We start from the raw sequence: 19,343 nt of genomic DNA, 5'->3' as shown, positions 1-19,343 counted from the left end.
GTATTTCGCAGCGGCGGCTCGTTGTCAGTGGGCAAGGTCGAAGGGGATTTTTACAACTACAGCAGTAGAAACGGCTAAGCTTTGATCAACCTTCCTGACTTCTTCTTCAAATTGAGAGTCGGCAACAAATGAGTACAATTCTGGAAGTATCTTTGTTCCGCTTTTGGGAACAATTACCGTAATTTCACTTGTAAAAGGCATTCCAAAATAAAAGAAGGATGATATGCGTCCAACGTTTGTCAGGCAGATTCCACTCCGATTATATGCTTTCATCCCTTGAAACCTTGCAAAATCTTTTCCTGCATTTATCCAGTCCAAGATATATGAGTAACCAACCGTACTTCCGCTTTGAGGACTACCACAGGAAAATCTCCACCTCGTGAAGGAATTATGCTCCCATACAAATCGTTTGAAACGGTTGTCATCACCGGTCTTGATCCCCTGAAAAGACTCCGCCATTTTCTCCAATAATTCTGATGAGTTTTCTTCCCCGAAAACAATCCTTGTATCTGGATTCCTCAACTGTCCGTCTTGCCCCACTGCCACTACCGCAGAGTCCCGTAACAACAAAGCCTTTTCTTCCACATTGCGCGGAGCACTGGCATCCAAGCCGTGCAACATTTGGGCGGTAGTAGATTTTGCATGTGTCAATGAGATGAGAATGGCATTCACTACTTCGCCGCTGATGGCCTCGAACGCACCCGGCCCTAACCGCGCAAGCAGATTCCAGGTTTCCGTCTTGATCAGGTGCTCCCGTTGTTTTTTGTAGCTGCCCAAAAAAAGCCAGCTCTGCGGTGTAACCAGCGATATTGAACCACTGCCGACTGCACAGAAATCCAGGCATCGCTGTACGAAACAAGTGGCGAGGTCGGTCTTAGCCTCTGGATAGACAAGCTCGCAGTAATCCTTGAGCACTTCATCCTGCTTACCTCGTCCGAGGTAGGGCACGTTTGTGATGACGAGGGTGAATTGACCGGCGAGCAACTCGGCAGCTTTGGCGAGACCTTGGGCGATGACTGCTAGTTCGACAGCGTCATTTTCAATTTTGGCTTTTTGGTTGTCGCTGGACGCGAGTGCGGTGGTGAGCAGCGGGGCAAGTTCGTGGAACTCGGCCTCGATGAGATCTCCGGCGAGCGCACGGGGGTTGATGAGGCTACCGAGTACAGGGGCATCTTTGAAGAGGCCATGCAGGCGCTTCATGCCGCGCCGTAGGCGGTCGTTCTCGCCAGCGAGGGCTACCCATTCGGCTTCCCCGGCGATAGGAGCGAGACCTGAGCAGGCCAAACTAAGGCTGGGCAAGGCTTGATAGCCCGCGAGTTTCCACGCCGTCAGCGCAACATTAAACGCAGCAATCTGGGTGCAGCGTTCATCAAGTTCCAGGCCATGAATGTTGTCCTTGAGAACCGCAACCACTGCCGCTTGTGCGCCGAGCTTTTCTTCCTCCAGGCGTAGACGAACGAGCAGTGGCAGGGCAAACACCAGGAAGTGGCCGCTTCCCATGCAGGGATCAAGCAGACGAATCAGCCGTGCAGATTTTGGCCAACCGCCAAAGATGCCTGCGGCGGGAAGCCAAGTCTTTGTCGTTTCGTCCTGCACGAAGCGCAAATAGGTCCACGAGATCGCGGGCACGCCATCGCGTGCGGCAAGTTTGGTCTGTGCCCTTGCTTCTTCCTCACTGTTTGCCTTGATAGGCCCGAGCTTGCCAGCCCACCACGCACCAAGGGTGTTGTGGAGAAGGAACTCCACCATATAATCCTCGGTAAATAGCTGGGTGACGGGAGAGAGTTCATCAGCGCCGATCTTTTTGCCGGACTTGTTGACCTCCTCTTTCCGCTGGGCTTGCCAGAATTGATAGGTCCAGCCGAGGGCGTCGTCGGTGCGGAATGCTTCCGACGGAAGGGCTGCAAGGAGCTTGCGAAGTTCCACCTGGTCGTTGAGAGCAATCGGGAGGTCGAGTGCCGGGTCGTCGCGTCGAAAAACGCCTGGGAGTTTGAGGCTGGCGAATCGGCAGGCGAGATCGTGTCCATCGCGTGCGCCGAGTTCCGGCGCGAGTTCTTCGCATTCCTCAAAAGTCACGGGGATATTGCCATTGGCCTCGTCTGTGATGAGGAGATTGTTCTCCGTAAGGAAGCGGGTGAAGAGCAGGCGGTGCCAGTGCTCATAAGCGGCGAGTTCAACGAGATGATGCATGTCTTGAATGCCGGTGCGCAGGTCGCGCTGATCGCCGAGAGCGCGGCCACGCGAGCGGAGTCGATTGCGAAGCAAGCGCTGCTCCACGCTCATATGGGCACGGTATTCTTTCTCATGGACCGCCAGGTTTTCCAATGCCGCACGGCAGGCCGACTCTGCAAGGGTGCGGGCATCGGCGGTGACCTTCTCGAGAAGTCTTCGCTGTTCTTTAGAAAGGGATATGGACATAGAGTGTCAATTCCTTAGAGGATCACCGGTCCGTCCTTCAAAGCGGTTTCGATGGCAGTTTTAGATTTATTCAGCCAGTCATCAAGTTCTGCCTGATCGTGAATGGTAGCAGCGGCAAGCGTCACGCGCCGGGCTTTGGGCTCTGCCTCAATGATGGCAGCAGCAAGGGCCTTATCGAACTGGGCGGCCAAGGCATCGGTCTGTGTCCGCCAGTTGGCAAGAGAACAAGACTGAAGAGCCAGAAGCAGCTCGTCATCGGTCTCCGTAATTGGAGCTTTTTTTTACAACGCACCGGCACTGGTGAGCAGAGAGTTGCGTTTCTCTTCCGTAATTTTCAGCCAAGCCGGGCTGCTGCTGATCCGCGTTGTCTGAGCCGTGAACTCGTCGGTATGTGCCTTGTGTGCGCTGGTGAGACCTGCCCGCAAAACATTGGCGGCTACTTTGAGTACGGTGGCGACCGGATCAGGATCATCCAGGAGGGAGCGATTGGCGCGGATGGCGGTAAGGGTCGCAGACCATTCGGCTTGCTCTGCCAGTCCTGCGGCCTGGGCGACGAGTTTTTCGGCCAACACAAAGGCGGGAAGGCGTTTGTTGATCTTTTTACCCGTGGTCTGCCAAGTCTTGATCTTGGCCAGGAGGGCATCCCGCTGATCATGCAGCGCCATGAGAAGTTCATTCCCGGAAAGGGATTCCAGGGCGACGATCTCTGGTGCGGCAGGGGCCATGGGCGCGGGTGCGTCCCCGCCCGCCTGCGCAGCAATCATTTTGGCATGAGCGATAAAGCGGCGTGCGTCGGCGGCTTCGTCACCGGGAACAATTTTCGCAAGACCCGCTTCCTGGAAGAGTTTACGGATGGCAAGCTTCTGGACGGCGGTAAGGACCGGGCTCTCTGTGCGAAACGTCGCTTGGCTCAGCTTTTTCAGGTCCACCTCTGCCAGCGAAAGCGTGTTTCCGTTGATGCGTGCACTTAGATGGTTGCTCGCCAGTAATGTAGTCAAGACGGCGTCGATGGCATCCTGGGGCCAGCCGTAATCGATGCCAGTGAACTTCTTGCGGATCTCCAAGCCCGTCTTACCGGAGCCCATGAAGGCGATGATCGCTGACGATACCGGGTGGTTCTGCGGGTCGCCGGTAAATCCGACTTGTGCCAGTGCATCCGGGGAGCCATCCTTGGCTTTTTTGTACACCTGCGGCCAATTTGCGGAGTCGCCGTCGTGGAACTTGGGGTAGAGCCGGTTGAGGACCTGTTTGGCCGAAGCTTCCACACCTTCCTTGAGGGCAATAAAAGACTGCTCTTGTCCACCAGAAAGGAAGAGTCGTGCGCCACCAAGGATCTGCCCGATGAGTTCCTCAACGCGCAGTCCTTCGGCATTTTGTTTGGTGACCATCGATTGGCGGCATTCCTTGCCCTCTTGGGAGGTGGGATTGCCTTTGAAGTGCAGTGTCTCCTCAGCGGCCTGAGCGGAGGCGATGGCGTTCTTGAGTTCGTCGGCATGGGTTTTGGGAAGGAACAGGTGGAGCGTGGGGTCGTCGGTGCTGAGTTTGCGGATGTCCGCCAGCACGGATGCTTCCGGGGCCGAGAAACCATCGCGTGCCCAAAGCGTAATCGCGTCGGTTGGTTCCGGCTTGCCTTCGCCATGATGAAGAACAATTTTACGGCGTTCCTTGGCATCGCCGTGGAGCACGGAAGGGTTTCCAAGGGCTGTCGTCAGGGCCTTGTCGAGAGACTGGGTCAGTCGGGCGGCAATCAACGGTTGGTCATTCAGTGCGGTAGCGCGCCGTTTGCGGAATTCAGCCTCCCAGGTGGCACCTTCCGTGGTTTGCAGGCGGTATTCACTATCCACCTTCATGAGAACGCCATCCTGCTCCATGGCCCCCAGCAATACGGGGAGTTGCTGCCGGAGTTGGGTGCTGCCTGTGACGAGATCTTCACTGAGCAAGTCGGCCAGGTGTTCGGGTTCGGCGCGGATCCCGAGGTCGGTGCCGTGTTCACGTGGAAGTTTGTTGATCAGAAAAACAAGTGAACAGATGCGGCTGCGCAGGATGCCGTCAGGTTTGGTCTTTTGCTGCTCGATGATTTCCTGAAACCGCTTTTGCATTTCACCGGTGGTGACAAGATCATTGGCAATCTGATCGTAAATGAAGTCCGCAGGAACGATGGCGCCCAGTTCGGCATCGGCATAGGCACGACAGGCTTCGTGAACGACACGGAGCTGGGTTCGCATCTGGGCGGCCGTTCCGGTCGCGTCAACGGAATGAAGAACGCGTTCCCAGAAGCGGCGGCGCACTGGCAGCATCGGAAAGTCCGGGAGGTAGGCGAGATCGTCCTCCGATTGCGAAGCAATTTTGGTTGCCTTGAGTTGGCGGGTGATTTCCCCTTCGTTTTTGTCAATCAACTGTTTAATCTGGGCTTTTTTGTCTTCACGCTTCTGCAAGACGACGGTGCGCACGACCTTTTCCACATCGTTGTCTTTAAGGTGAATCTTGATGGTGAAACGGCCCATCAGGCGCTGGAGATTCGGCATGTCGTTGAGGGCGCTCTGGCCGGTACCGACGATCATCAGGCGTCCGTCCATTTCTTTGCTTAGCGTCTCGGTAACTTCCTGTACGTCGAGGGCGATCTGCGCGTCCTGATCAATGAATTGCTGGATTTCGTCAAGCACCAGAAGCGTGCAGGGCATTTTCCCATTGATGGATAGCGCTTCGCGGATAATATCGCGCATCTCATCCATGCTGACATCGTCCACATTGGGATATTCGGCCCTGAGCAGCGCGCCCACCTGAGAAGGATCTTTCAGGTGGTCATTGCACTGGACGTATGCCTTCGCCACTGCGCCGGAAGTATATAAGCGACCAAGTTCTTTGTTGAAATCCTTGCCCTGGTCTTCGATAGCTTTTTTGAAGGCATCGAACTTCCCATCCCGCTTCAAGTGGATGATAAACTTGGCGTAGGGATACCCTTCAGGCAAACCAACGGATTTGAAAAACAGGCCCATGACACGCATGCGTACGCTGCCCGCCCCGGATTTCAGGGTGCCGCCCGCCATGTGCAGACCGTCATGGCGCTTGCCAAGGGTCGAGATCTCGGTGAGAAGATCGGTGATTTCCTCGGGAAGATGGGCGATGGAACGGGCAGTGGTACCGTCCGGAAAAGCGAAGTTGATCCAAAGGTAACGCAGGACTTTGGCAAGATGGGATTTACCGCAGCCATAGAAGCCGCTGATCCATGCTGCTTTCTGCTGGGGACTATTGAAGCTGTCCCGATAGCCTTGAAGAATGCGGCGCATCCCGTTGAGGTATTCGCCTTCACACACGAATGATTCGAGTTCATACCGCAGCGTATCGAGATCATCGGTATTGTTACTGGAGACGCCATCATTGACGAGTTTCCAAGCCAGTGGGTCCTTGAGGAAGATTTCTTTGGTTTTCACTTTGGGGAGCCTCCTGTTGTTATTTCTCGGAAAGTATCGGGGCCGCGAGGTAATTCCATCCAGTTCGTGCATCGAGAAAACGATAGGTGTTCCCCTCTTTCTCGCCAGGGAAAAAAACGAGCAGGTATCCGGGGAAGGTTTTTTCCAAACCCTCAATCAAGTCGGAGACGTGTAGAAAGTCGTAAAGGTCCATCAATCCCGTCAGGGCAAAGACAGTTTTTTCGGGTGTCCTGGAACGATCGACCTCCTTTTGAAAAAACTCCGTGAGAACATCTTTCCATTCGGTTTTGGCATACAGTTCAATATCACCAGGATTCTTGAACCATTCGGCCCGTTCTTCCTCATCGACGGAGGCAAGCCACCGGGCCAAACTGCCTTTCAGGTCGACGCGCACCCAAGGATGGCCGGCTTCCTTGGTCGCCATCTCGAAATCGTCAATGCGATTGATGAGCCGCCTTTCATCCTCGGCAGGATAAACGGCAAACCACACACGCTGCGATGCCGGCAGCCCAGGCCGAAGCGGCATTTGAATATGGCTGCGATAGTTTTCGAGTAACTGGTCAATGCGATTCATGAAGGAGAACCTCTTCTGCCGGGGTGAGAAGATTGGAAAAATCAAATTCCACAATGCCCGCCGCTTGTTTGAGTGAAAGCAGTCCTTTTGCGGAAGCCAATGAAAGCGAGGCCTGCAATTGTGCTCGGTTCGACGAAACGAGTGAGGCAAAGGCAGAGTCGAGCAACCGCTCGCCACGTAGCCCAGTCAAGTAGCCCACGAACATGGCGTAAGCTGCTGAAACGGGTCGAAAATCAGGGAAGCTTCTGATCTTTTTTACTTTACCTGCGAGGTGGCCGCTGAATGTCCAAGTTGTATTTACGTTTCTGGCCATCGAGGCTTTCGTGACCCGACTGAAGCGGCCAGGAAAACCGTTTTCGAGATGCTGTTCCATTGCGGTTCTTTCCAGAACCTCGCCGAGGCGCAGGGTGCGAACCAACTCGAAGCTCTGGCGCAGTTGCGGATCACGGGCATAGGCACAAACCAGGCAGAGCTGGGGCAGGGAATCAAAATCGGTGTGTCCAAAATCCCAGAGAACGCGGAACAATGCTTTTTCGCGGTCCAAGCCATATAAGTCTCTTAAATGGCGAAGACTCTTCTTGCGACTGCTCAAAGTGGATTTTTCCAGGACATTTTCATCGAGAATGGCCCGGGCTAAATCATTCTTCGTCGCCGTGAGGGGCATGGCCTGAACAAGAGCACGCATCTCCAGATACATCATCGACCGCGCCGAATGGCCCCCGAGACTGGCTTTAGAGAAACCGAAGGGATCGTCATATATTAACATACACCTGCCTATGTATATGAAATGAGATTGTTGTTCGCCCACATACAACCATTATGTTGGTTATTCAAGGCTTTATTTGATAAATATCTTCCGGCGCGATTCCCTGACCGCCGGTTATTTTATTACTGACAAAATTTTCAATACGTCGTTGTAAAATACATAATAACAGTGCCTTAATTAATGAAGCACTATGAAAAATTTTTTGCCCTCCTGCGCAGGCATAACGATTGCTCTTTTTGCCGCGCAGCACTCCTTTCCCATCCTTCGGCTTCGAGTATGGTCATGTTGGAAACTCGCCTGGTTTCAGTCGAAGCAGGAACTCCTCGCAGGGTACACAGAGGATGCCGTCTCGCAAAAATCTCTCCTTCCCCCGATACAGCAGCCAGCGGTGGCTTTCCGGAAAGTCTTCGCCGAAGCTTTTAAGCCCGCGCAGATCTTCCGGCCGCACCTGGGAGGAGTTCTTCACTTCCAGCGCGTACAACCCAGCCTCGCCATAGACCACGAAATCCACCTCTACTTGCGACCGTGTCTGCCAGTAATACAATTGGTGTTGTCCTGCCGAATAGTCGCACCAGGCCCGCAGATGCTGGGCAACGAGACTCTCCAGCGCCGCTCCGTCGATCTCCGACGGAGCATCCAGGGGACCGGACGGCCGGTTGGCGCGGAAGACGCCAGCATCAAAAAAGAAGAACTTCGGATGTGCCGCCAGTTCGCGCTTTGCCCGCCGGGTGAAAACCGGTACTCGGAAAGCGAGCAAAAGATCCTCCAATATTTCCAGATAGCCCTCCACCGTTTTGCGGTTTACGTGGCAATCCCGGGCAACGTTAGCCAGGTTGAGCACGGCCGCCTGCGAAAAGCTGATGGCTTCGAGGAAGCGCGAAAAGTTTCCGATATTGCGCACTAACCCTTCCATCTGCACTTCTTCCCGCAGATAGAGGCCGTTGTAGGCGCGCAGGATTTCCTCGGGTGCCTTGCCCCCCCGCACGATTGGCAGCATGCCCAGGCGCAATGCCTCCTCCAGTTTGAATTGTGCGCCGAGTTCGGCGGCCATGAAGGGATACAACGTCTTTTGCGCCGCCCGTCCGCCCAAGAGATTTATGCCGCCGCGCCGAAGTTTGCGGGCGCTCGAGCCGGTAAATATAAACTGTACGCCCTGCTTTTCCTCGATCAGCAGATGGACCACATCCAGTAAGATCGGCAGTTTTTGCACTTCGTCGATGACCACCTGCCGGACTTCCGGCCTGGCCCCTACCAACTCGCGCAGACGCTCTGGTCTCGCCGACAGCGCACGTAAAGTTTCCGGATCCAGAAGATCTATCCGCAGCGCCTGGAGAAAAAGTCTCCTGGTCAACCAGGTCTTGCCCGTACCGCGAGGGCCAAGCAGGAAGAAGTGATCGGCAGGAGGTATGAAATATCGCGGGATTGATTCCATTTTGCGCCTCAAAATAGCAGAAGAGATGCTATTTTATAAAACATATTTACACGGATGGCAACAGAAAATGATGATGATCACGCGATTTTATCCTTCCGCGATCTCGCGGCGTTTGTTTTCGAGGAATTGTTCCAGCTTTTCTTTCTTGGGCGGCTCAAGCTGTATCTGGGAATTATACACACTCCCTAAAAACTGGACAGGGGGACCCTCTGTGCCAATGTGAGTGAGACACTTCCTCCCTTAGAATTTAGTGTATATGGCGAGGGCGGGAAGGAGAGATTTCATGGAGAAAAAGAAAGCTGTTATGGTTCATGTTTCACATGCAATTGAGGAAATGTAAGGAGCCCGCGGCACGGTTAAATGGAAAGAACTCCTTCACAAAACTGCATTTTTCAGTCAATATCAGCCATTCGCCACACCCGAGAGCAGGCCCCTGCTTTTCAGTGGATGGGGCTTGCTGATGCGGGCAAATAATGGTATCGGCAAATCGTCATGCCGGGGGAAGCCGACATCCGGTGATTTCGAAATGTACCGCCGCTTTCGCCGGAGCGACGGCGGCGCATATTATTCAAAGACCCTGCGCCAGGGCGGGGTGGGGAGTATTCAGAGCGGATGCACATACTGACCGTTTATTTTGAAGGCGCCGAACTCAACGGGGCGGGGAATATGGATTTTCGCTCCGGGGAATCGGAACTCCGGAAATGGACGATCTGGCCTGATACCCCCCGGGCCGCCGAGCGCCTGAGGATGCTTGCCTTGATCTGCGGCGACAATCAATCCCCCCGCCTCCTCACGGCATTTCCTCCTTCGGCAGGCAACCCGAGCAAAAGAAGCCTCAGACTGGAATTTGTCCTTGCCCGACACGCCCCCCGCGATGTTCCGGCGAACGTATTTCCCCTCGTCTCATCGGGCTTTGAGGCGCTGCCGGGGGGCGCCGTGCAAACCATGACAAGGCAGGAGTGCCGCCACGGCGGCTGCAATATCCCGTATCGCCACAACCCGCTGGGGCGAAGCTTGCGGCAGAATATCGCGCTGGCCTACGGTCCCAGGTGGCAGCTCCATCAAGGCACGGACTGTTTTGACTTTTCGCGGACAACCGTTTGCTCCGGGCGCTTGTTGTCTCTTTTCGACAGCGGGGCCTGCTTGACCGATCCCGTGCTCTTTCTTGAAAAACTCCACTACCGAACCCGGAAGGCGCGCCTGCCGGCGGTAAGAACAATGGAGCTCTTGCGCGCCCTTTTCCGCAAGGAATGCGGGATCGACACGGAGCGCTGGACGGACAGAGACGTCTCTTTTGCCAGAGAGTGGGAAAAATTGACACCCTGGCAGATACAGGCTGTCGCCCCCGTCCTCGACGCTGTCCGGCATCTGCTGGATGCCACGCCCCATGACCTGAACCCGCTGGAAAGACCGGGCGTTATTCTGTGGAGATTTTCTTCCTCATTCTGCCGTGATAGCCGATTCAACGGCTGGATTGCGGCGCTGGATCGCCTGTTTCCCACCATGCAGTTTGTGGCGGCCCTTCCTGCGGATGCGGCGGAGGCGCTTCCTCGCGAGGTTGTGGAAAAAAGGCTGGGGCTGCCTGCGCCCGTCGCTGCGACCGCGAAAAGGCGGTTCACCCATCTGGGCCGTATGGACGCCGGAACGGTTCTGCTGATCGATGTGGACGGAAAAATTCCGAATGTCGCCCTGATGAAATTGAGCGCCTTTTACCGCCGCACCGGATATAAAACAACCCTGGTGCGGCAGGAGCGCTGGGATGTGGAGACTGTGGAGCAGGTTTTTGCAAGCTGCGTTTTCCACTGCTACTCCTCGCTGCAACGGGTGGCGAGGCTTCGGAAAATATTCGGAGAACGCCTGCAGGCAGGCGGCTCCGGACTTGATTTGAAACTGCGGCTGCCTGCCGAAATCGAAAACATGGCCGCCGATTACAGCCTTTATAGCGAAACGGCGGAGAAGGCCGTCGGCTTTCTCACCCGGGGTTGTCCCTTTGCCTGTCGCTTCTGCCTTGTCCCCGTCAAGGAAGGCGCACCGAGACAGGTCAGCGATTTTGACGATTTGCTTCAGGGAAGGACAAAACTGGTACTGCTCGACGACAACATCCTTTCCCACCCTCAGGCGGAGCAATTCCTGGAGGAGATGGCTGTAAGAAAACTGGAGGTCAATTTCAATCAGACCCTTGACCTGCGGCTTGTGGACAGAAACCGGGCCGGGTTGCTGAGGCGCATTTCCTGCCGGAATTATCGTTTTTCCCGCCTCAACTACCATTTCAGCCTCAACGGGGTGGGGAATCTTGATGTATTGCGGCGCAATTACGAATACCTGGGGCTTCGAAAAAGACAGGACAATGTTGAGTTTGTCTGCATGTACGGGTTTGATGCGACACTGGCCGAGGATGTCGAGCGTTTTCAATTTCTGCGGTCGCTGCCCGGGGCGTATGTTTTTGTGCAGGAGTACATGCCCATTCCCGGCGGACCCCAAGGCGGGAATCCCGCTTTCTTCGACAATCGGGCGGAGGAGCTCGTCAATCAGCTTGTCAAAATATGTTTTCCGCAGAACATGAAGAGCATGGAGAAGTATTACATGTGGCTGAGCCGCCTCTATTTTGAAAGATTCGGCAAATTGCACATGCCGCTGGTTGATACAATCTTTCGCTATAACCACCGGGACCGCAAGGGAATGTACATTGCCCGCATGGAGTCCCGATCCGGGCAGGGGTGATGCCATCTTTCCCCTTCGCCTTCGGTCTGGGGCAATCTGACATGCACCTTATTGCCCTGCCCAGTTTCCGGGGAGTTTTACATTTTTGCATTGCGGCATTTCCCCAGGTGCTGTATGGTGGCCGGGAATCCGTTCAGGAAAAATTCGTTTTATAAACATTATAACTACGTTTTCAGAAAGGGGCACAGCGATGATCAATAAGGCAATTCTGGTAGGCAGGCTGGGGAAGGATCCGGAGGTGAAGTACATGCCTGACGGTACGATGGTAACAAATTTCAGAATAGCTACTGATTTGCAGTGGAAGGATAAAAACGGCGAGAAGGTTCAAAAGACAGAATGGCACAGTATCGTAACTTATCGAAAACTGGCTGAAATCTGTGGAAAATATCTGGTTAAGGGCAGCCTTGTTTATGTCGAGGGCCGCATTCAGACCAGATCCTGGGAAGATAAAGAGGGCGTCAAGAAATATTTTACCGAGATCATCGCCTCCGATATGAAGATGCTGGATTCGAAGGGCCAGCGAGACTCCGACGTCGGGCGCGAGGAACCGCCTCTGCCGCACCCCGGGGTAGATGGCCCGCTGCCCGATGAAGACGTGCCGTTCTAAATGTTGAGAGCGTTTGAGAATTTGAAGCTTGATTTCTAGCAAACAAAGAAGGTTGAGGCGGTTAAACACGGGAGGATTCTCATGTATCCAGATTTGAAAGGAAAAACCGCGGTCGTCACGGGTTCGGGAAAAACGAGCGGCATCGGTTTCGGCATTGCAACAGCGCTTGCCTCCTCCGGCTGCAATATCGTCATTGCCGATCTGGGAAGACCCGTGGCCGCCGAGCTGGCGATAAAGACAGCGACGAGCGAGGAAATGAAAGACATCGCCGCCGAGCTTGCCGACACTTTTCAGGTAAAGACGCTTGCCGTTGCCGTCGATGTCACCGACACCTCCTCGATTGCGCAGATGGCCGGGGAAATAAAAGAGGCTTTCCCGCATGTCGATATTCTCTGCAACAACGCCGGGGCGGTCTTCGGGGTTCCCAACACGGTGCTGAGTTATGGAGAGGCGGACTGGATCAAAACGATTGACGTCAACCTCTTTTCCGTCTTTCGCGTCTCGCGGGCGGTGCTCCCGCTGATGACGGGAAGGCCAGGGGTGATTGTGAACACCGCCTCGCGGGCGGGGAAGGTTCCGCCGCTTTTCAACAGCGCCTACGCCATTGCCAAGGCGGGCGTCATCATGCTGACCAAAACCATGGCCAAAGAACTGGGCGGCGCCGGAATCAGGGTGAACGCCATCTGCCCGGGGCAGATCAAAACGGATCTCGAAAAATGGCGCTTCGGAGTTGAGGCCGCGTTTCTGAACTCGACGCTCGAAGAGCGCGAACAGGAGATGTGCAAAACAATCCCGCTCGGCTATATAGGACTTCCCACGGATGCCGGCAGTCTCGTCGCGTTTCTCGCCTCGGATGAGTCCCGGTACATAACCGGTCAGGCCCTTAATCTCGACGGCGGCCAGTGCATGGAATTGTAAACCAATTTGAGGTAATTGCAAAACTCCCCAACAGGTGTCACCCCCGCGAAAGCGGGGGGCCAGAAATCCTTGAGAAAACTGGATTATGAACATGAAGCTTCGCTTTGTGAACATAAACTTCGCTTACCCGCTTTCGCGGGAATACCATTCCGGACTTTTGCAATTGGCTAACTTTGTAAGAAGGAGGAGGCAAAATGGACAAGGTCATTGGCGCACAGCTTGCCGCGGAGGCTCTTCAGGAGCGGAAGGTTGATTACATCTTTTCGCTGAGCGGCGGTCATATCACCCCCATCTACCAATATCTGGAAAATACGGGGATCACGATCTTCGACACCCGCCACGAACAGGCGGCGCTCTTCATGGCCGAGGCCTGGGGGAGAATGAACAGGAAGCCGGCGGTGGCAATGGTAACGGCAGGCCCGGGCTTCACCAACGCGCTGACCGGGGTTGCCAGCGCCCGGCTCGCCAACGCGCCGCTCGTCCTGATTGCCGGCTGTGTCGGCCTCGAAAGCCGGGAGAAACTCGACCTGCAGGACATGAGCCAGCTTCCCGTCATCGAGCCGATGGTCAAAAAGGCGCTGGTCTGCTCCGTTCCCGAACGGATTCCGGAGTACATCGACATGGCCTTCCGGATTGCCGGGAGCGGCCGCCCCGGCCCGGTCTATCTCGAACTTCCCTGCGACATTCTGAACGCGGCGGTTGACCTGACCAAGGTAAGAAGGCTGCATACGGCCATCGCCTCCCGACCCGTTGACCGGGAAAATGCCAAAAAAGCCTTGGCGATGATCAGAAAGGCCAAAAACCCGGTGGCGATCGCGGGAAGCGGCGCGTGGTATGCCGATGCGGAAAAGGAACTGATTGAGTTTGTTGAAAAAACGGGGATTCCTGCCTTCACCGCCGGCGCCGGCCGGGGCGTCATCCCCGACACCCATCCGCTCTGTTTTGAATCGTCCCTCGCCATACGCCCGGGCGCCGCAATGATGAGCCTGATGACCACCGACCTGGTAATTTTTCTGGGCAATCGCCTCAGTCTTTTCTACATCTTCGGAGACATCTTCCCATCGGGCGCAAAATTCATTCAGGTCGATATCTCCCCCGAAGAGATCGGCAGGAACCGGACGATTGAGCTGGGAATCGTCAGCGACCTCAAGGCGTTTCTGGCGGAGACAAACGGCCTGCTCGAAGAGGAAACCTCCAGCGCCTCTCTGCGCGAACAGTTCCGGCCCTGGCTGGAAACCGTCCGCCAGTACGAAGCGGATGGCAAAAAACAGGCCGAACCTCTCTGGAATTCAGCCGCACTGCCGATCCATCCGATGCGGCTGGCCCGGGAGATCAACGATTTCATGAACCGGGATGACGACATCGTCGTTGCCGACGGGGGAGATACCGCCACCTGGATGGGCATGACCAGAACGATCCTCCGGGGCGGCCATTACCTCGATTACGGACTGTACGGCAGCCTTGCCATCGGCATCCCCTATGCGAATGCCGCGCAGTTGAAGCATCCCGGCAAGCGAGTTCTGCTCGTCACCGGCGACGGCTCGGTGGGCTTCAACTTCATGGAATTCAACACGGCGATCCGCAAGGGCCTGCCGATCGTCGCGGTCGTCGCCAACGATCAGGCCTGGGGAATGATCATGCACAGCCAGCAGTTGCGGATGGGCCATCATATCAATAACGGGACGGAATTGAACTGGGTGGATTACCACAAAATGGTCGAGGCAATGGGCGGCTTCGGGGAGCTCGTCGAAAAGCCCGAGGATATCCGCCCCGCCCTGGAACGGGCCTTCGCCTCCGGAAAAACCGCCTGCGTCAATGTCAAGATTGACCAGTCGGTAATCAGCCCGGGAAGCGTCGCCCTGGCCAATCTCGGCGGCTACAAGGCGGGATAGAAAAATCGCCCGGCGCGGCGCCCTGCCACGGTAATTTGTTCTCCATACAAGTGCCTGCTTTTAAATGAAGGACGGAAGTGTAAAACCCGCGATTTTCCGCCTGTTGCTGACAGAACAAAATTACCGTGGGCGCCCTGCTTGTCCCTTTGACAAGCGGACAACCGCCGTGATTTCAGCGTTTTCGGGTTGGAGAGATGACCGGGGAATTGGGGCTGATGCTGTGAAAAAGAGCGCTTGTGACTGGATATTTCAGAGCATGACCGAGGGAGTGCAGGAGCGGATTCCCATCGGCGAGTTGTGCATTGATCATGCCCTCATCCGGCAGGCCGAAAAAGGGGAGCGGAGCGATTTCGAAGAAACTTTGTCCTTCGTTTCCCGAATGAATCTCGATATTTTTACGATCTCGCCCGTTTATCCTCAAAATGTAAAACGACTGCCCCACCCCGCCGAGTGTTTGTGGCCTGATTTAAAAAAATGGACGGCGGAGACCCTGCTGTTTACCTTTGCCCTGTTGGATGGGGCGTTTGAATGGGGTTTGCGTCTCCTGGGCTTTCGGAACTTTTTGCTGCTGGATAAGACAGCGCCGGCGGCGCTCCGTGGATTCATCCAGCAGGTGGAGAAGCTGAATAAAACCCTGATCGCGTTTCTGGCAAAAAGTGGGGTTGACGGGGTTATTCTGGCAGACGACATCGCCTTTGGCAGCGGTCTCATGACGAGGCCCGCGGTTCTCCGCGAGTACTTTTTCCCGTCCCTGGCCCGACAGACAGCGGCGGCGGCGGAGCATAATCTGCTTGCGTTCTATCATTCCGACGGCAATTATAGAGAGGTAATCCCGGATATCATTGACGCGGGGTTCAGCGGCCTGCACTGCCTTGATAAATCCTCGGGGATGGACATGGCCCGGTTGCAGCAGGAAGTCGGGAATGCCCTTTGCCTGTGGGGACATCTGGATATAAACGATGCCATCCAGGCGGGCGATTCGGCGCGGCTGCCGGATTTGACTGCGGCCATTCAGCGGCTGGCTACCGGAAAAAGATTCATCCTCGGCACAAACAGCGGCCTTTTCCAAGGGATGAACGTAGAAGGCCTGAGCGCCCTGTATCGGTCCATATCGCCGCTGCCCAAGCCGCACAAGAACGCAAATGCGCCAGGTTGCCCAATGAATGATCGAGGGGAAGTCAAAGGATGAAGAGTGAGAAAATATCCATTCCCGCATACGTTCCAAGTGCCGCGCGATGATTGTTGACGGCCTCGTGGTTGTCATTCTGCTCGTTGTTTTTGCCTCCGCCCTGGTGCGTACGGTTTCCGGTTTCGGAAACGCCCTGGTCGCCATGCCCCTGCTGGCGCTGACCGGAATCGGCATGAAAACGGCGACTCCGCTTGTAGCACTCCTCTCGCTCGTTCTGGCCGTTTGCATCCTGCTGCAAAACTGGAAGGACGTGGATTTGCGCAGCGCCTGGCGTCTTCTGGCGGCAACCGCACTGGGCATTCCGCTCGGAACCTTCGTCGTGAAAAGCGCTTACGAAGACGTGGGAAAAATTTTGCTTGCCCTGATCATCATCGGGTTTTCCGGCTATTCCCTGGCCAAGCCGCAGCTGGACGCGCTGAAGAAGGAATGGCTGGCCTATCCCTTTGGCTTTATTGCCGGCATCCTGGGCGGGGCCTATAACTCCAACGGTCCTCCGGTAGTCATCTATGGTACGCTGCGCCGCTGGCGACCCGACGAATTCCGGGCAACATTGCAGGGTTATTTCCTGCCGTCGAGCATTATCATCGTTGCCGGCCACGGCATAGGAGGCCTCTGGAGTCCGGCCGTACTCCATTACTTTCTGCTTTCGCTGCCGGTTACGCTCCTTGCCTTATTGCTCGGGAGGCGGCTCCAGCGTTTTATTCTGCCGGGGCGTTTCGACCGGCTGATCCACGTAATGCTGATCATCATCGGAATGCTGCTTCTTTTCCAGGCGGTTTTTGCTTGACAGTTGTTATCTAAGCCGTGCATGTAGAGACGCCGGAGGCCTAATCCGGCGAAAAAGCTTTTCCGGGGCGCAGGCTGTTGCTTGCTGCAGCAAACCTTCAGGAGGGAAAAGATGCTGACGAACAGTTCTAACGGAATGATTCTCCATGTTGATCTCTCATCAGGCATTGCCGACCGGGAAACGCTGCCGGCTGAAGACGCCCGCAAATTCATCGGCGGGAACGGATTCGCGGCGAAACTGATCGGTGAGCGCGTTCCCGCAAATGTCGATCCGCTCGGCGAAAAAAACGGCGTGGCGATCGCCGTAGGCCCCCTGACCGACACCCCGCTATGGGGGACAAGCCGCGCCCACATGGCCGTCATTTCCCCGCTGACCGGCCTGTTTTGCGACTCCAATTTTGGCGGCGCTTTTGCCATTGCCCAAAAGCGCACCGGATTGACAGCGATCTTTATTCAGGGCAAGGCTGCCCGGCCGGTTTATCTTTTTATCAATGAAGACAAAGCGGAGATTCGCGATGCTTCCCATGTCTGGGGGAAAACGACCGAAGAGACGATCGTGATGCTTCAGGGCGAATGCGGCAAGGGGTCTGTCTGCATGGCAATCGGTCCGGCGGGCGAAAGAAAAATCCCCTTCGCCAACGTCGTCGCTGGCGGCCAGAGGCTCGGCACGGCCGGCCGCGGCGGCCAGGGGGCCGTCATGGGCTCGAAAAATCTCAAGGCTGTCGTAGTCAAAGGCGGCCTGAAAACAGCCGTTGCCGACGGGGATGGGCTCCGTGTTTTTCTTACGGAGAAGTTCCCGGAGCTGAAAAAAAGCAAGGGACTCATGACAAGTTTCGGGACCGGGGCGCTCCCCGGCCTGATAAATGCCAAGGGGATGATCGGAACCCGCAACAATACCCGGGAAACCTTTGACGAATGGCGGGAGATCTCCGCCGATTATTTCCTACCGAACTGCGGGGCGGGGCTCTCCGCCTGCCCCGGCTGCGTGCTGGCCTGCGGGAAGAACGTCACTGTTGGCGCTGGCGAGTATGAGGGGCAGACGGTAAAAATGCCGGAATACGAGACCATCTATGCGCTGGGCTCCATGCTGGACAATCCCGACCTCAACTCCCTCTTCAACGCGGCGCATCTTTGCGATTTGCTGGGCATGGACACCATTTCGCTGGGGGTGACGCTGGCCTTCGTTGCGGAATGCAGCGAACGGGGGATCGTCACGGAAGCAGATTTGGGGGGACGCGTAAATTTTTCGGATGGCAAAGGGCTGGCGGAGCTGGTAAAACTGACCGCCCGGCAGGAGGGGGTCGGCAAGCTTCTCGCAATGGGCTCCCGAAGGCTAAGCGAGCTATTCGGCAAGGATTCCGCAAAATATCTGTACGAGGTCAAGGGGCTGGAGATAGCAGGGCACTCGGCGCGGGGCCTCCGCGAGCTGTCCTTGGGATACGCCGTCGCCACCCGGGGGGGAAGCCACCACGATACCCGCCCCTTTTATCCGGGAACGCATCCGGATCCGGGGTTTGCCACGCGCCCCGAATATGTCGTCAAAAGCAACCATTTCACCAGCGTCGGGGACTCGCTTGTCATCTGCCGCTTCATCGAAGAGGGGATTCTCGGACCCACCGCAATCGGGGAGAACATGGCGCGAGCGGTCAACCTGATTACTGGCTGGGGCATCGATGCCGCCTGGCTGGAGCGCTGCGGCGAGAGTATCTATAATCTGGAGCGGCTCATCAATTGCCGGCGCGGGGTGACCAGAAAAGACGATACCCTGCCCTGGCGGGTAATGCACGAGCCCATCCCCGCGGGACCTTCCGAGGGACGGTTTTGCCCGCCGGAAGCCCTGTCGGAAATGCTGGATCGGTACTACCAGATGCGCGGCTGGGACAAGGACGGCGTCCCGACACCGGAGAAGCTCAGGGAACTCGGCTTGCCGACAGCGCCTCCCTGGGATAGTTGACCTTGCGGCGCATAATCGGGCCGACGCCTGACGTTGTCATTCCTTCCCGACGCATGGAGGACAGAAAATATGCATATTCTTGCTCTCCTGGAAAAACAGGGTAAAATTTTCAAGCTGGCGGTCAGTTTTGCCCTGCTCGCAGCAATCGGCATCCTGGATTTTTTTACCGGACAAAAGCTCGCCATTTCGCTGTTTTATCTGCTGCCGATTGCTTTTGTCACCTGGTTTCTCGGCAGATGGCCAGGGATCGTCGTTGTCCTTGCCGGCGTTCTGGTGCTGTTTGCGGCGGGTATTTACTCCGGGCATATCTACCAGAACGAAATTGTTGCTGTTTTAAATATTTTGATCAGATTCTCGTTATTTGTTTTTGTCTTGTTGCTCCTGTCGGCATTGAAAAGCGCCTTGGAGCGGGAAAAGGCATTGGCATCCACGGATTACCTGACCGGCGCGGCCAATGCCCGCCGTTTTTTTGAACTGCTGGGGCTGGAATGTCACCGTCTGCAACGATATGGACGCCCCTTCACGTTAGTCTATTTAGACCTTGACAATTTTAAGGAAGTCAACGATCGTTTCGGACATCCGGAAGGAGACCGGGCTCTTCGCGCCATCGTTCGTTACACCCGGGAGCATTTGCGGAAAATTGATGTGATTGCGC

Annotated in this window: 15 protein-coding genes; 8 read left to right on the top strand and 7 right to left on the bottom strand. The window is 55.7% G+C overall.

The window, feature by feature from the left end:
* Positions 1–24: 24 nt before the first annotated feature.
* From K0B01_09705 to K0B01_09675, 7 genes are all read right to left on the bottom strand, one after another.
* Positions 25–2,418 carry a hypothetical protein gene (locus K0B01_09705; GenBank protein ID MBW6486411.1) on the bottom strand — a complete coding sequence of 798 codons (2,394 nt, stop codon included), beginning with the start codon at positions 2,416–2,418 and terminating at the stop codon, positions 25–27.
* Positions 2,419–2,432: 14 nt separating this feature from the next.
* Positions 2,433–2,609, bottom strand: coding sequence for a hypothetical protein (locus K0B01_09700; GenBank protein MBW6486410.1), 177 nt, complete (start codon positions 2,607–2,609; stop codon positions 2,433–2,435).
* A gap of 90 nt (positions 2,610–2,699) precedes the next feature.
* Entirely contained in the window at positions 2,700–5,849 is a 3,150-nt protein-coding gene (brxC, locus tag K0B01_09695; protein ID MBW6486409.1) for a BREX system P-loop protein BrxC, read from the bottom strand.
* A 19-nt stretch (positions 5,850–5,868) separates the two neighbouring features.
* The gene (locus K0B01_09690; protein ID MBW6486408.1) at positions 5,869–6,423 is read right to left on the bottom strand and encodes a DUF1788 domain-containing protein; all 555 of its coding nucleotides are present in this window, start codon (positions 6,421–6,423) and stop codon (positions 5,869–5,871) included.
* A complete protein-coding gene (locus K0B01_09685; GenBank protein ID MBW6486407.1) occupies positions 6,410–7,123 on the bottom strand; it encodes a hypothetical protein in 714 nt (237 codons plus the stop codon). The genes K0B01_09690 and K0B01_09685 overlap by 14 nt, the downstream gene beginning before the upstream one ends.
* 130 nt (positions 7,124–7,253) lie before the next feature.
* Positions 7,254–7,439, bottom strand: a complete 186-nt coding sequence (locus K0B01_09680) for a hypothetical protein (GenBank protein MBW6486406.1) — start codon at positions 7,437–7,439, stop codon at positions 7,254–7,256.
* Positions 7,440–7,469: 30 nt separating this feature from the next.
* On the bottom strand, positions 7,470–8,621 hold the full coding sequence (locus K0B01_09675) for a DUF4143 domain-containing protein (GenBank protein MBW6486405.1): 1,152 nt from the start codon (positions 8,619–8,621) through the stop codon (positions 7,470–7,472).
* Between the two features lie 612 nt (positions 8,622–9,233).
* Between K0B01_09675 and K0B01_09670 the strand changes: the two genes are divergently transcribed.
* The 8 genes from K0B01_09670 to K0B01_09635 all read left to right on the top strand — a co-directional run.
* On the top strand, positions 9,234–11,342 hold the full coding sequence (locus tag K0B01_09670) for a hypothetical protein (GenBank protein MBW6486404.1): 2,109 nt from the start codon (positions 9,234–9,236) through the stop codon (positions 11,340–11,342).
* A 190-nt stretch (positions 11,343–11,532) separates the two neighbouring features.
* A complete protein-coding gene (locus K0B01_09665) occupies positions 11,533–11,949 on the top strand; it encodes a single-stranded DNA-binding protein (protein MBW6486403.1) in 417 nt (138 codons plus the stop codon).
* An 81-nt stretch (positions 11,950–12,030) separates the two neighbouring features.
* The gene (locus K0B01_09660) at positions 12,031–12,867 is read left to right on the top strand and encodes an SDR family oxidoreductase (protein ID MBW6486402.1); all 837 of its coding nucleotides are present in this window, start codon (positions 12,031–12,033) and stop codon (positions 12,865–12,867) included.
* Between the two features lie 194 nt (positions 12,868–13,061).
* The gene (locus K0B01_09655) at positions 13,062–14,759 is read left to right on the top strand and encodes a thiamine pyrophosphate-binding protein (GenBank protein ID MBW6486401.1); all 1,698 of its coding nucleotides are present in this window, start codon (positions 13,062–13,064) and stop codon (positions 14,757–14,759) included.
* A gap of 220 nt (positions 14,760–14,979) precedes the next feature.
* Positions 14,980–15,948 carry a hypothetical protein gene (locus tag K0B01_09650; protein MBW6486400.1) on the top strand — a complete coding sequence of 323 codons (969 nt, stop codon included), beginning with the start codon at positions 14,980–14,982 and terminating at the stop codon, positions 15,946–15,948.
* Between the two features lie 46 nt (positions 15,949–15,994).
* Entirely contained in the window at positions 15,995–16,735 is a 741-nt protein-coding gene (locus K0B01_09645) for a sulfite exporter TauE/SafE family protein (protein MBW6486399.1), read from the top strand.
* Positions 16,736–16,846: 111 nt separating this feature from the next.
* Positions 16,847–18,688, top strand: a complete 1,842-nt coding sequence (locus K0B01_09640) for an aldehyde ferredoxin oxidoreductase family protein (GenBank protein ID MBW6486398.1) — start codon at positions 16,847–16,849, stop codon at positions 18,686–18,688.
* 69 nt (positions 18,689–18,757) lie between these two features.
* The coding region (locus K0B01_09635) for a GGDEF domain-containing protein (protein ID MBW6486397.1) at positions 18,758–19,343 on the top strand (586 nt) is incomplete at its 3' end.

The organism is Syntrophobacterales bacterium (genome assembly GCA_019429105.1).
In the GTDB taxonomy this organism is placed as follows: Bacteria; Desulfobacterota; Syntrophia; order Syntrophales; family UBA5619; genus DYTH01.
The sequence above is the reverse complement of the archived record's forward strand: the minus strand, read 5'-3'. Positions and strand labels throughout refer to the sequence as shown.

What these genes read in the sequence shown, in the direction of transcription:
- K0B01_09705 (MBW6486411.1), bottom strand. Translation starts at nt 2,418, where the DNA reads ATGTCCATATCCCTTTCTAAAGAACAGCGAAGACTTCTCGAGAAGGTC.
- K0B01_09690 (MBW6486408.1), bottom strand. Translation starts at nt 6,423, where the DNA reads ATGAATCGCATTGACCAGTTACTCGAAAACTATCGCAGCCATATTCAA.
- K0B01_09685 (MBW6486407.1), bottom strand. Translation starts at nt 7,123, where the DNA reads ATGATGTATCTGGAGATGCGTGCTCTTGTTCAGGCCATGCCCCTCACG.
- K0B01_09675 (MBW6486405.1), bottom strand. Translation starts at nt 8,621, where the DNA reads ATGGAATCAATCCCGCGATATTTCATACCTCCTGCCGATCACTTCTTC.
- K0B01_09670 (MBW6486404.1), top strand. Translation starts at nt 9,234, where the DNA reads ATGCACATACTGACCGTTTATTTTGAAGGCGCCGAACTCAACGGGGCG.
- K0B01_09665 (MBW6486403.1), top strand. Translation starts at nt 11,533, where the DNA reads ATGATCAATAAGGCAATTCTGGTAGGCAGGCTGGGGAAGGATCCGGAG.
- K0B01_09660 (MBW6486402.1), top strand. Translation starts at nt 12,031, where the DNA reads ATGTATCCAGATTTGAAAGGAAAAACCGCGGTCGTCACGGGTTCGGGA.
- K0B01_09655 (MBW6486401.1), top strand. Translation starts at nt 13,062, where the DNA reads ATGGACAAGGTCATTGGCGCACAGCTTGCCGCGGAGGCTCTTCAGGAG.
- K0B01_09645 (MBW6486399.1), top strand. Translation starts at nt 15,995, where the DNA reads ATGATTGTTGACGGCCTCGTGGTTGTCATTCTGCTCGTTGTTTTTGCC.
- K0B01_09640 (MBW6486398.1), top strand. Translation starts at nt 16,847, where the DNA reads ATGCTGACGAACAGTTCTAACGGAATGATTCTCCATGTTGATCTCTCA.